The sequence below is a fragment of the Acidobacteriota bacterium genome, assembly GCA_034211275.1.
GTDB lineage: Bacteria > Acidobacteriota > Thermoanaerobaculia > Multivoradales > JAHZIX01 > JAGQSE01.
Map to the genome: position 1 here is coordinate 106,518 of JAXHTF010000002.1, position 13,194 is coordinate 119,711.

A 13,194-nucleotide genomic window follows, 5' to 3' on the forward strand; every position below is an offset into this window, starting at 1 on the left:
CCGGCGGCGGGATCCCTGCCACGGTTTTGCCTTCATCGGGCCTCGGTGAGGTCACCCCCGGCGGTGCCGAGGGCGCTAGAATCCCTGGCATGCAAGACCTCCGCGCCCCTGTGCTCGCTCACCGCCGCCCCACAACGGGACCGGATCTGCGGGTTCACGCCCGTCTCTCCGACGCCGTGGGCTGGACTCCTCTGGTGCAGATGCGCCGCGCGCTGGAAGGCCACGAAGGCTGCGGCGAGGATCGCTGCGAGGTGTGGGCCAAGCTCGAGTTCATGAATCCCATGGGCAGCGTCAAGGACCGCATCGCCCGCTTCATGATCCTGGAGGCGCTGGAAAGCGGGCAGCTGCGCGAGGGCGGCACCATCGTCGAGTCTTCTTCCGGCAGCACCGCCATGGGGCTGGCAATGATGGCGGCTCAATATGGCCTCAAGACCAAGCTGGTGGTGCGGCGCCAGACCTCGAAGGAGAAGCTCGACTGTTTGCGAGCTCTTGGAGTGGAGCTAGTGCTGGTGGACGGCACCCTGCCGCCGGAGGACCCGGAGAGCTACAACCGCAAGGCTCTGCAGGTGGTGGAGCAGACCCCCGGGGCCTACTATCCGGACCAGCACAACAACCGTGCCAACAACCGCGCCCACTATCTGACTACCGGTCCGGAGATCTGGCGCCAGATGGACGGACGCATCGACTATTTCGTCGCCGGCATCGGCACCGGCGGCACGGTCTCCGGCGTCGCCCGCTACCTCAAAGAGCAGGATCCCGCGATCCGCGTGGTGGCGGTGGATATCGCCGGCTCGGTGTTCACTGAATACTTCCGCTCCCGCCGGATGGTAGAGCCTGCCCCCTATCGGGTGGAAGGTCTGGGGGACGAGGAGATCATCAACTGCCCGGAGTTCGAGCTCCTCGACGACATGGTCCAGGTCACCGACCGCCAGGCCTTTCATTGGGCGCGGCGCTTGGCGAAGCGCGAGGCGGTCTTCGCCGGCGGTTCCAGCGGCGGAGCCCTATGGGGCGTGAGTCAGGTCGCCCGGCAGCTGGACGGCTCCCTGGGCCGCCCGGCGCGCATCGCCACCCTCTTTCCGGACTCCGGCGGCCGCTACCTCAGCACCATCTACAACGATGAGTGGATGCGCGCTCAGGGTTTGCTCGACGACGGATAGCCTCAATACCCGAGCCGGCCCGCCGCTTTGCCTGCTCGACGAAGAATCACCGAACCCCGAGAATCCAGCCTTCCACCGATGCCAGCGCGTGGCCTTCGGGGGTGAGATCCGGGTGGAGAAACTGTCCCAGCCGGCCGCAGCGATCCGCCTGCTGCATCCAGGCAGCGGCGCTGTAGGCGTCGTGCTGGTCGCCGGTGCGGTTCTCCCGCGGGAAACCGCTGCTCCACAGAGATGGGTAGACCTCGGCAATCGCGGAGCGGCCGTCGGGGATCTGCCAGCCGTCGAAGGGCCAGAAGTGCAGCTTCGCGCCGAGGCGCCGGCGCAGGAGCAAGAGCCAGGGCAGCCCGCTGTGGGTGGACTTTGCCACCGAGCCCTGGACGTCGAAGTGGAACACCGATTTGGCGCCGCCGGCTCGGCGCTCGCACAGCCTCCGCCAGCGCGCATCGCCGCTCCGGCTCGTGCCGTCACCGACCCGGGCCTGGCGCACGTCGTCGACCCAAACCCCGTCGCCGCCGGTGGGCCAGTGACGGGAGAAGTCGGCGAGGAAGGCGTCCCAATCCGGCTCCACTCCATGGAGCTCGAAGTAGGGCAGGGGGAAGGAGAATCCATGATCGATGCCCACCAGGGTAGCCCCGCCGCCCTCCTCCAGGATCTCCGCTAGCCAGTGGGCAAGGCCTCGCCGAGACCAATACTTCGAGCGTCCTGTGGTGGGTGAGATCTCCCGCGGCGGCTCGGCGCCGTCCGCCCGATAGGCCCGCAGCCCCGGCAGCCCCTTCTCTGGCGTGGCGGCGCCGGAATAATCGATACCGATATATCGCTCAAAGCTCCGGCGGATCCTGGTCACGGAAGATTTCCTCGGTTGGAGGGTGAGAAGAAAAATGCGTTCGTTCGAGCGTGATTCCTCCCAATCCTCGCTCGGGTGTCTCGGGTGGTGGACTTCGATACACCCTCTTAGTGTTGTTGCTTTCTTCTAGACATGTGAAATTTGGTCTCTCCGGAAAGGTTTCTTTGGGAGGCGGATGGCAATCGCTGCATGTCCTTGAAGAAAAGCGACTTGATGGGTGAAGACTGTTTTAGCGGCGGCTGGATGGCTCGTTACCTGCTAGAGATAAGGCCTAAGGCTGCCATAGAAAAGCAATGCTATGCGTCAGTTCGGCTTATCCGAAGATTTAGAGTTTGGCATCTCGCTCTTTGGCGCATAGCGTATGAGCAGCGGGGACATGACCGGCAATGTTGCTTGGTTGGGGAGCCCTGCGGTTGGAGGAGCGATGCGTGCATTCTTCTTGGTGATCGTACTTGCACTGATTCTGGGCTTGGCCCCCTTGAGCCAGGCTAGCGAGGAGCAGTCCTCCTCGGTTCAGGCTTTGATGCAAGGGCAAGATTGGATGGGGCCGGTGGTAGAGATGGGCCCCGGAATCGACCCAGACGCCTAACGGAATGAAAGTGCAGGCTGATGCGGACCGCAGACCTCACGACTGCGGCCCGCATCAGCCTTTTGAGCTGCAAGGCCGGAGGCCAAGAAGCGAGCTTCCTGGAGGCGGCTAGGCTTCTGCGAGTCCCTCTAGGTATGACCTGTCGCTGGTAGATGCGGGCTCTACGCTCTGGCTTAGAGAAAGCCAGATCTTTCCCTGTCGCCGCTCGCTCTCGATTTGGCGCTTGATGCGTTCAACGAGAGCAAGGGTCAGGCCTTCCTGGCCGGCGCGCAGCAACTCAGCTAGCGCGGCAGTGATGACCTTGCTGTTGTGTAGTGGTTCGACCAGGGCGCGCATAGAGGTGGCGGTTAGGTAGGCCTCCCTGGGGTTGCCGAGTTGAAGCTGCACGTGTACCAGGTCGCAGGTAGCGAGAGCTGCCTCACCGAGGTGGCACGATCTCATGGTGCTCACAACTTCCCACAGCAATTCCGCCGCGACCTCGGGCATGTCTAGCTTGATCAGCAAGCTAGCGCGCAACCAGACAAGCTTGGCGCGGTGCCTAGCGCCCATCGCTTCCGAGAGCTTCTCAGCTTCGGCCAAGCATTGCAGAGCACTCTCCAGCTGGCGCTTGTTCTCATAAACCCGCGCCATGTTCTGTAGAGCTGCGCAACGATACCGAAAAGCATTCTCCGGAAGTTTAGCGAGGGCGGTTTGGAAGCACTGTAGAGCCTCGTCATCGCGATCTAGATAGCTCAAGCAAAGTCCTTGCTCCACGGCTACTTTGGCGATGCCTTCGAAATCCCCTGCTCGCAGGAGGTGAATCGAGGCTCGCTCGGCCAGAGTCAAGGCTGTGGATCTATGGCCACGGTCTAGCGCCACATAGCTGAATCGGCGGAGAAGGTTGCCAAAACAAGCTAGATCTCCGTGCTGGTAGGCCATCTGTACGGCTGCGTGAAGGGTATGCTCCGCCTCGTCGAGGAGGAGCAGCAGGCGCTGGGCGGAGCCCGCGATGCCCAGAAGCTGCGGCACCCGCTGGAGCTCTACTAGAGGGATAGAAGCCTCGGCTAACTTGAGGGCCGTCTCAGGGTCATGGTCTCTTCGTCGATCCAACGCCTCCAAGAAGTCTTCCCCCACCCCGGGGGCCTCCTGCTCCTGAATCACTCGGTCCCAGGCTTTTTCCACGATCGGCGGCGGCTCGCCGCAGGGGCGGTCGAGGTCTAGTCCCTCGCCGGTGGCCAGGTGACGGCGCAGGAAGGAGATGGGGTGCAGGCCGAGGTGGTCGAGCACTGCGAGCAGATCCTGGAGGCGCAGATCACCGTTCTGCCGGCGGTAATGCCACCAGCCGGTCTGTTCGCCGAGAGCGCGCTCCAGCTTCGAGATGGAGCCATATCCCCGGCTCCGGATTTCTCGATCGAGGGCATCGACCAGCAATGCCGAGGTCGACTTCTGGAATTTTTCCAAAACTTGGCCTCCCGCAGGCGTTGACTTCTTGAATGGCTCCAAGTCTACAGGGAAACTGCTCGATATCGAAACTTCTTGAATAGGGTCGAGTGCTGAGAAGCGTGACTAAAGGGCCGGTACCGCTGGCTGCCGGCTCGAAGCTCCCGGGCTTTGCGATGCGAGCACGGGGTCGCTTTCCGTTCAGAGGGTCAGGCCGGTCTTCGGTTCCGAGGATGCATCCACCGCTGGCGTGCGGCGTTCCTGGTCGAGGATCCGGCGGCAACTGCCCCAGGAGCCAGCTTGGTGATTCCAGCGGGCCCGCCGGAGCGAATTCGCCGCCTCGGTTGCCACCAGGCCCCACTATGTTTTGTTGATGCGGTGCAACTTTTGAGGAGACCCGCCCATGAACGCTGTCGAACCCCAGTCCCCTTCGATTTCCCCTGCCCCTTCCGTCCATGGAGCCGGTGCCTTTCGTGAAGTGCTGTTGGAGTGGTTCCTCGCTCCGGCCGAAGAGGCGATGCTTCGCCGTGCCGGCCGCTTTCTCGAAGATCTTCTGCGCCGTGCCGACCCTCTGTCTGAGGGCGAGGCGTTGCGTGCCCGGGTCAGTGCCATCCTCGGTGACCTCGAGTTTCTTGCCGCCTTTCTCCAGGACAACGTCGACGTGCGCGGTCGCAGCACGCTCAATCCGTCGGATTGGGAGCTGGCCAAGAAGGCCGGTCGGGATGGCATGCGGCTGATGCTGTGGGCGGAAGAGATCTTCCCCAAAGTCCGTGGCGGAGCCTCGGTGGAGCTCGACGCCGCCACCTGGGAGGACGCCTTCGGGTTCCGGGAGACCGCTCTCTGGCCCCTCGGGGGCTCCGCCGACGCCCAGGCGCTGCGCGACCTCGGTGGGCTGGTCTACGCGTATGCCCGCGAGTCTCAGGGCGGCGAAGTCCAACTGCCCGAGTCCTCCACCCGCCGTGAAGTGCGGGCGGCGGCGCGGGATCTGTTGTCCCTGTCCGAGTTCACCGCCCAGACCGCTGCCCTCGCCGACGGTCCGTTGGCTACGGCGCTGCGGACTTTGGTCCAGCGTCTCGAGGGGGTCGCCCAGAGCTTCCTGCGCGCCCTGTGCAGCCCCGGTGGTGCGGTCAGCGTCGATGATTCGGACGCACAGCCGGCGCTGGTTTCGGTGCATAGCGCCGAGTCCTGAAGCTCATCTTCCTCCGGGTTCGGGAACCACCGGGAGGCTCTGTCCTTCCGGCCGAAGCATCAGTCCAAGCAGCTGACCTAGACGTCTCATCGTGCTAGCCTCGGCGGGTGCTCGGAGTGCGCTCTCCGCACCCAAACAATCCGCAACGTTCAAGAGGTAGACGATGAGCGAGCTGTTCGATCTGACCGCCTACGGCATTCATGTTGACTCCATAGTCCGCAACCCGCCGCCGGCGCTGCTCTACGAACACGGTCTGAGCGAGGAAGCCGGTACCGCCATCGCCTCCTCCGGCGCCCTCATCGCCTACAGTGGCGACAAGACCGGTCGCAGTCCCGACGACAAGCGCATCGTCGAAGATCCGGGCAGCAAGGACGACGTCTGGTGGGGGCCGGTGAACACGCCCATCGACGACCACACCTTCGAGATCAACCTCGAACGGGCCACCGACTACCTCAACACTCGCCCTCGCCTCTACGTCATCGACGGCTTCGCCGGCTGGGACGAGAAGTACCGCATCAAGGTGCGGATCATCACTTCCCGGGCCTACCACGCCCTGTTCATGTTCAACATGTTGATCCGCCCGACGATGGCGGAGCTGAAGGATTTTGGCGAGCCCGACTATGTGGTGTTCAACGGTGGCGGCTTCCCCGCCAACCGCTACACCACCGGCATGACCTCCAAGACCAGCGTCAGCTTGCATTTGGGGCAGCGCAAATTCGTCATCCTGGGCACCGAGTACGCCGGTGAGATGAAGAAGGGCATCTTCACCGTCATGCACTACTTGATGCCGAAGCAGAACATCTTCAGCATGCACTGCTCCGCCAACGAGGGCATGGAGGGAGATGTCTCCGTCTTCTTCGGCCTCTCCGGCACCGGCAAGACCTCTCTCAGCGCCGACGCCCGGCGGCGTCTCATCGGCGACGACGAGCATTGTTGGAGCGACGATGGTGTGTTCAACATCGAGGGCGGTTGTTACGCCAAGGCCATCGACCTGTCGGCGGAGAAGGAGCCGGAGATCTTCAACGCCATTCGCTTCGGCTCGGTGCTGGAGAACGTGGTCTACGACCCGGACACCCGGGAGGTGGACTACTCCGACACCTCCATCACCGTCAACACCCGCTGCAGTTATCCCATCGAGTTCATCCCCAACGCCAAGATTCCCTGCGTGGCGGGGCATCCCAAGAACGTCATCTTCCTCACCGCCGACGCTTTCGGGGTGTTGCCGCCGGTGAGCAAGCTGACCCCGGCTCAGGCCATGTACCATTTCATCAGCGGCTACACTGCCAAGATCGCCGGTACCGAGGTCGGGGTCACCGAGCCCCAGGCCACCTTCTCCGCCTGCTTCGGGGCTCCGTTTCTCGTCTGGCACCCGACGCGTTACGCTGAGCTGTTGGCGGAAAAGCTCCGTGCCCACGGAGCCCAGACCTGGCTGGTCAACACCGGCTGGACCGGCGGTCCCTACGGCGTCGGTCACCGCATCTCCCTGCCCCACACCCGCGCCATCATCGACGGCATCCACGACGGCACCCTCGACCAGGCGCCGACGGAGCGGGATCCGGTCTTCGGGATCGAGGTGCCGACGAAGTGCCTGGGAGTGCCGGCGGAGATCCTCAAGCCCAAGCAGACCTGGGCCGACGGCGCCGCCTACGACGCCCAGGCGGAGAAGCTCGCCGGGCTGTTCCGGAAGAATTTCGAAAAGTACGCCGACGAGGCCAGCGAAGAGATCAAGGCCGCCGGCCCCTGAGCTCGCGTTCGCGGCTGACCCGGGTCAGAAGCGCCAGCCGGCGTTGATGAAGAAGCCGGTGAGGTCGAAGTTGGAGTCGCCGATGTCGAGATCGTCCAGGTCGTCGATGTCGTCGAAGTCCAGATCGTCGAGGGTGCCCTCGACTTCCCGATACCCCGCCTCGACGAAGAAGCTGCGGAACTGCAGCCCGGCGCGGAAGTAGTATCCGACCTCGTCGTCGACGCTGCCCGCCGGCGTGTCGAGAAGGTAGAGGGTGCCGCCGGCGCCGAGGTAGATGCCGGTGCGGCCGCCGAGATTGACCCGAGCGCCGATATCCACCGGGATCGCCTCGATCTCCAGGGTGATGGTGTCGAGGCCCGGATCGTCGAGGTCGAAGTCGAAATCCTCACCGAAGTCTTCGAAGTAGGAGACGCCCAGCTCCAGCTGGAGAGCGCTGAAGAAGGTCAGCCGCGCGCCGGCCCCCACCGACTCCCCGAAGTCATCCGTATCCCAATAACTGCCGTGGACGGAGAGATCCATCGCGCTGGCCGACATCGGGGCCAACAACATGAGGGCGAAGGCTGCGAGGAGGGCGGGGAGGCTGCGCTGATAGGTCAAGGGTCGACTCCTTTGGGTTGGTTCACGGCGAGACGGTGCCGACGGTATCAGAGGGTCGGGTATCAGAGGTGCGAGCGTAGAGCGCCGGCAGTACCAGCAGGGTGAGCAGCGTCGCGGTGATCAGGCCGCCCACCACCACGGTGGCCAGGGGGCGCTGGACCTCGGCCCCCGCCGAGGTGGCGACGGCCATGGGCAGGAAGCCGATGATGTCCGTGGAGGCGGTCATGAGCACCGCTCGCAAGCGCAGTCGGGCCCCTTCCCGAGCGGCCTGACGAGGTCCCAGGCCGGTCTGCCGCTGATTCCGGATGTGCTCCATCAGCACCAGGCCGTTGAGCACCGCGATGCCGAAGACCGCGATGAAGCCCACTGCCGCGGAGATGGAGAACGGATAGCCCCGAAGGCCCAGGGCCAGCAGCCCTCCGGAGAGCGCCAGAGGCACGTTGAGGAAGACCAGCACGGTCAGTCGCCCGGAGCCGAAGGCGCTGTAGAGCAGGATGAAGATCAACAGCAGGACGGCGGGGACGATGAGCAGCAGGCGCTGAGAGGCTTCCTGGAGATTCTCGTATTGCCCACCCCAGCTCAGGCGCCAGCCGGCGGGCAGCTCCACCTGCTCCGCCACCGTCCGCTGAGCCTCTGCCACGAAGGACGCCAGGTCGCGCCCCCGCACATTGGCTTCGATGCCGATGCGGCGGGAAACTTGATGCCGGTTGATCTGCGCCGGACCTTCGGCCACGCGGATGGTGGCTAGCTGGTCCAGGGGGATCATGCGGGGCGGACCGCCGGGCTCCGCCGGTGCGGCGGCGATGCGCAGCTCCTTCAGGCGTTGGGGATCGTCGCGTAGCCGCTCGGGATAGCGCACCTGGACGGGGAATCGCATGGCCCCCTCGAGCACCGTGCCGACGCGAATGCCTCCCAAGGCCTCCAGCACCTGGAAGACCTCCTGCACCGACAGGCCGTAGCGGGCGATGGCCTCCCGGTCCACGGTGACCCGCAGCCGGGGCAGCCCCTGGATTTGCTCCGCCGCCACGTCCGCCGCTCCGGGCACCGAGCGCAGCGCGGCCTCGATTTCCTCCGCCTTTTGCCGCAGCAGATCGAAATCGGAACCGTAGAGATGCACCGCCACGTCGGAGCGCACGCCGGTCATGAGCTCGGCGAAGCGTAGCTCGATGGGCTGGGTGAAGGCGAACTTCGCTCCCGGCACTTGAGCCTGCAGCTCGTCCTGGATCGCTTCCACCAGGGCCTCCTTGGAGGCGAAGCGCCAGCGCTCCTCCGGGTGCAGCATGACGAAGGTGTCGCCGATCTCGACCCCCATGGGATCGAGGGCCACCTCCGGCCGCCCGGTGCGCGAGACCACCGTCGAGACCTCGTTGGAGAACTCGTCGAGGATCGTTTTCTCGGCCATCAGGCTCACCTGGTTGGATTGCTCCAGGGAGATGGAGGGCAGCCGCTGGATGTGCATGGCGATGGCGCCCTCGTCGAGGGTGGGAATGAACTCCGCTCCCAGGAAGGGCGCGATGGCCAGCCCCACCGCCAACAGCAGCACCGCCGCTCCCACGGTCAGGCGCCGGTGCGCCAGCGCGCGGTCCAGCAGCGGCAGGTAGAGGCGCCGGCAAACGCGGTAGAGAAGCGGTTCCCTGGAGCGGACCCGGGGCAGCAGCCAGCTCGCCACCGCCGGAATCAGGGTCAGGGCACAGAGCAGGGAGGCGAAGAGGGCGAAGCCGACGGTGAGGGCCATGGGCCGGAACATCTTGCCCTCGACGCCGCGCAACGAGAGCAGCGGGATGTACACCAGGATGATGATGGAGACGCCGAAGACCACCGGCCGGGCCACCTGGTGGACGGCGGTGCGGACCTTCTCCAGGTCGGACACGCCGGTTTCCCCGGCGCGTTTGCGGAAGGCGCGTAGGATGCTGTCCACCACCACCACGGCAGCGTCGACGATGAGACCGAAATCGATGGCCCCGAGGCTCATGAGATTGCCCGGGATGCCCAGCCAGCGCATGGCCGAGAAGGTCACCAGCATCGACAGCGGGATGACCGCCGCCACCAAGAGCCCGGCGCGCAGGCTGCCGATCAAGAGCAGCAGGATCACCACCACCAACAGCCCACCCTTGAGCAGGTTCCCCGCCACCGTGCCCAGGGTGCGGTTCACCAGGTCGGAGCGGTCGTAATAGGTGTCGATGACGACGCCGTCGGGCAGGGTGCTGGAGATCTCGCCGACCCGCTCATCGACCCGCTGGGCGACGGCGCGGCTGTTCTCCCCCAGCAGCATGAGCACGATGCCCGCCACCGCTTCCCGGTCCCCGTCGCGGGTGGCGGCGCCCTGGCGCAGCAGCGGCGCCAGCTCCACGTCCGCCACGTCCCGGAGGTAGACCGGGGTGGTTTCCTGGGTCGCCACCACCACCCGCTCTAGGTCTTCCAGAGTGCGGATCAGCCCCTCTCCGCGGATCACGTACTGCTCGCCGCCGAAGGCGACGAAGCCGCCGCCGGCGTTGAGGTTGTTGCTGCGGATGGCCTGCACCACGTCGGAGACGCCGAGCCCCCGGGCCATCAGCCGCTCCGCATCGAGGGTGGCCTGGAAGGTCTTGACCTCGCCGCCGAAGGCGTTCACCTCCACCACCCCGGGAACCGAGCGTAGCTGCGGGATGATCAGCCAGTCGAGGATCGAGCGCAGCTCCATCAACGACCAACAGTCCTCGGTGTCCGGCTGCTTCGGTGCGCAGCGGGGCTGCCCGTCGACCTCGAAGTGGTAGACCTCTCCCAGGCCGGTGGTGATGGGAGCCAGGGCCGGTTCGCCGTAACCTGCGGGGATCGCTTCCCGGGCCTGGGCCAGCCGCTCCGACACCTGCTGGCGCGCCCAGTAGATGTCGGTGCCTTCGTCGAAGACCACCGTCACCACCGAGAGCCCGAATTTGCTCAGGGAGCGGATCTCCTCCACCCGGGGCAGGCCGCTCATGGCGGTTTCCACCGGGAAGGTGACGAATTGCTCCACCTCTTCCGGGGCCAGGCCGGGGCTGTCGGTGAGCACCTGGACCTGGATGTTGGTGATGTCCGGCAGGGCATCGATGGGCAGGTGCAGGGCGGAGTGGATACCGGCGGCGACGAGGAGGGTCCACAGGGCGACCACCACCAGCCGGTGGTTGAGAGAGGCGTCGATGAGGCGTTGAATCATGGCGCCCTCCCCTCAGTGGTGATGATGGCCGCCGAGCTCGTCGGCGGAGGCTTGGGAGCGCAGCAGAAAGGCTCCCTCGGTGACCACTTCATCTCCCGCTTCGAGGCCGGAGACGATCTCCGCCAGCGCTTCGGCGACATCTCCCACCTGCACCGCCCGTCGCTCGAAGCGGCCCGGGGAGTTGGTGCTGACGAAGACGATGGACTCTTCTCCATCCCGCTGAATCGCCTCCCGGGGAACGACGAGCACACTGCGCTCCTGCGGTTCCCCGGTGGCCAGGGAGACGCGGGCAAACATGCCCGGCTTGAGCCTGCCGTCGGGGTTGGGCAGGTCGACTCGGGCGCCCACGGTGCGGCTCTCCGCCTCGACCTGATCGGCGATGTAGGCCAGCTCGCCGTGGAAGACTTCGTCGCCCCAGGCGTCGAGCCGCACCTCCACCGGCTGGCCGAGGTCGACGTGGGCCAGGTCCCGCTCGTAGAGATCCACCCACAGCCACACCTGGGAAAGGTCGGCGAGGGTGAATAGCTCGCTGCGAGGGTCCACCAGCTCGCCGAGGGTGGCATTGCGCTCCACGATCTTGCCGGCGAAGGGTGCCCGCACGGCCACCTGGGCCGCGTCCCCGTCCTGCCAGGAGAGGCCGTCGATGGTGGCTTCACCGAGGCCCAGCAGGCGCAGAGTCTCCCGCGCTGCGGCGAGGTCGGCGGTAGCCTCCCGGGCGGCGCCCTCGGCATCTAGAACCTCCTGTTCCGAGGCGATGCGGTCGGTGCGCAGGGACAGCTCCCGCTCGTAGCGCTGCTGGGCGACCTCGCGGCGGGCCTGGGCGCTCAAATAGCGGGCCTTGGCCTCGCCCAGCTCCACCGAGTCGAGGACCGCCAGGATCTCGCCGGCGGCGACCCGCTCCCCCAGCTCGCCGGGTACCCGCACCAGCCGGCCGTCCACTCGCGGGCCGACGCGGGCCAGGCGGGTCTCGTCGAAGCCGAGGGTACCGGTGGTGGTCCGGAGCGCTCTCAAGGGAAGCTGAGCGACGGCGGCGGTGGCGAGGCCGATGCGCTTCTGGGCTTCGGGGCTCAGCGTCACCGTGGCACTTTCGCCGCCGTGCTCGTCATGGTGCCCGTCGCCGTGCTCGTCGTGATGCCCGCTCGCTTCCGCGTCGTGGTCTTCTTCGTGGTGCCCGTCTTCGTGTCGTTGTAGGTGGGATTCCGATACAGGGCCACAGCCGCTCCACGCCCCGGTGCCCAGCAGCCCGAAAATGATCAACCCAACAAGCCTTCGATTCATCGCTTCGCCTCCTCGGATTCCAACCATTCCAACCCCGGCAGCGGCACCCCCGCGGCGACAGCCAGCTCCATGGCCGCTTCCCAGGCCTCGCCCCGGGCCGCCACCAGCTGTCGCCGGCCCTCTACCAACTCGCGGCGGAAGAGCAGGAGCTCGGCGGCGCCGATCTTGCCGGCGTCGAAGGATCGCTGCACCAGCTCCAGGCCCTTTTCCAGCGGGGTCACGCCCAGGCGTTGGGCCAGCTGCTGGCCCTCCAGGGCCGCCGTCAGTCGTCCGTGGGCGGTGGCGATCTCCCGCCCCGCCGCCAGCTCCGTTACCGCCAGCTCCGCCCGTGCCGTCGAGAGCTCCGCCTCACCGCGGGCGATGGCCCCCTGGTTGCGCTGGATCACCGGCAGGGGGAAGGCGACGCTGACGCCGGTCAGGTCCTGGCCCTCCTCGCGGCCGGCGCGCACGCCGAGGGTGAGGTCCGGGATGCGCTCTTTCCGGGCCAGCTGCAGCCGCTCCTCGGCAGCGTTGACTCGCAGCCGGGCCGCCCGCAGATCCCCGCGGGCCTGTCGGCTCCGGTCGAGGATCTGCGCGAGCTCCGGCGGATCCACCAACGGTGGCAGGTCGCCGGCGGGGCGGACGGTGGGTGCGGCGGCGGCGGTGGCCTCCGCCAGGCGGGCCTGAGCGCCGCGATAGGTCGATTGGGCCAGGGTCCTGCGGCGCTCGGCCCGCGCCAGCCCGGCCTGGGCCAGCGCCAGATCCAGGGCGGTGGCGGAGCCCGCCTCCAGCCGCCGCTCCACCAGCGCCGCGAAGGAGGCGGCCAGCTCCGCCTCCGTCGATTCCACCTCCAGCTCCTGGCGCCGGTGCTCGGCGCGGGCGAAGGCGAGGGCGGTTTGGGCTAGCCATCGGCGCCGGGCGTGGGAGACCGCCGCCTTCGCCGCGTCCAGGTCCGTCCGGGCGGTGCTCCTGCGGGCGCTCCGCTGACCGGCGATCTCCAGCTGCTGGGAGAGCTTGACCATGTGGTCGGTGGAAGAGCCCTCGCCACCCCGCCGATCCGCCGCTTCGAGCTCCAGCACCGGATTGTGGGGATAGACCTCGGCGGCCCGGCTCTCCGCCTCTCCCGCCTCTACCCGGGCCGCCAACCGCTGCAGCTGGGGGGAAGAAGCGGCGGCTTCCAGGGCTTCGAAGAACGTCATCTCTGCTGCCGGTATCTCTGCCGTAGG

Annotated in this window: 9 protein-coding genes; 3 read left to right on the forward strand and 6 right to left on the reverse strand. The window is 66.6% G+C overall.

The features are described 5' to 3' along the window. The first annotated feature begins 89 nt into the window (after positions 1 to 89). Positions 90 to 1,157 carry a cysteine synthase family protein gene (locus SX243_01030; GenBank protein MDY7091533.1) on the forward strand — a complete coding sequence of 356 codons (1,068 nt, stop codon included), beginning with the start codon at positions 90 to 92 and terminating at the stop codon, positions 1,155 to 1,157. Between the two features lie 46 nt (positions 1,158 to 1,203). Here the strand turns inward: SX243_01030 and SX243_01035 are convergent, their stop codons facing one another. Together SX243_01035 and SX243_01040 are read right to left on the reverse strand one after the other, a co-directional pair. Then, positions 1,204 to 2,001: a hypothetical protein gene (locus SX243_01035; GenBank protein ID MDY7091534.1), complete on the reverse strand. Its 798-nt coding sequence runs from the start codon at positions 1,999 to 2,001 to the stop codon at positions 1,204 to 1,206. A 697-nt stretch (positions 2,002 to 2,698) separates the two neighbouring features. Beyond that, positions 2,699 to 4,072 (reverse strand): tetratricopeptide repeat protein, encoded by a 1,374-nt coding sequence (locus tag SX243_01040; GenBank protein MDY7091535.1) that lies wholly within the window; start codon positions 4,070 to 4,072, stop codon positions 2,699 to 2,701. 340 nt (positions 4,073 to 4,412) lie between these two features. On the opposite strand from SX243_01040, the gene SX243_01045 reads away from it, so the two are divergent. Beyond that, a complete protein-coding gene (locus SX243_01045; GenBank protein MDY7091536.1) occupies positions 4,413 to 5,198 on the forward strand; it encodes a hypothetical protein in 786 nt (261 codons plus the stop codon). Positions 5,199 to 5,361: 163 nt separating this feature from the next. Continuing rightward, positions 5,362 to 6,942: a phosphoenolpyruvate carboxykinase (ATP) gene (gene pckA / locus SX243_01050; protein ID MDY7091537.1), complete on the forward strand. Its 1,581-nt coding sequence runs from the start codon at positions 5,362 to 5,364 to the stop codon at positions 6,940 to 6,942. 24 nt (positions 6,943 to 6,966) lie between these two features. Here pckA and SX243_01055 read toward each other — a convergent pair whose 3' ends face one another. From SX243_01055 to SX243_01070, 4 genes are read right to left on the reverse strand one after another with little or no spacing between them, the layout of a single operon-like run. Further along, entirely contained in the window at positions 6,967 to 7,539 is a 573-nt protein-coding gene (locus SX243_01055) for an outer membrane beta-barrel protein (GenBank protein ID MDY7091538.1), read from the reverse strand. Between the two features lie 22 nt (positions 7,540 to 7,561). Beyond that, a complete protein-coding gene (locus tag SX243_01060) occupies positions 7,562 to 10,711 on the reverse strand; it encodes a CusA/CzcA family heavy metal efflux RND transporter (protein MDY7091539.1) in 3,150 nt (1,049 codons plus the stop codon). A 12-nt stretch (positions 10,712 to 10,723) separates the two neighbouring features. Next, positions 10,724 to 11,989, reverse strand: coding sequence for an efflux RND transporter periplasmic adaptor subunit (locus SX243_01065; GenBank protein ID MDY7091540.1), 1,266 nt, complete (start codon positions 11,987 to 11,989; stop codon positions 10,724 to 10,726). Further along, complete coding sequence (locus SX243_01070; protein ID MDY7091541.1) at positions 11,986 to 13,167, reverse strand: TolC family protein; 1,182 nt, start codon at positions 13,165 to 13,167, stop codon at positions 11,986 to 11,988. The genes SX243_01065 and SX243_01070 overlap by 4 nt, the downstream gene beginning before the upstream one ends. Between the last annotated feature and the right edge of the window lie 27 nt (positions 13,168 to 13,194).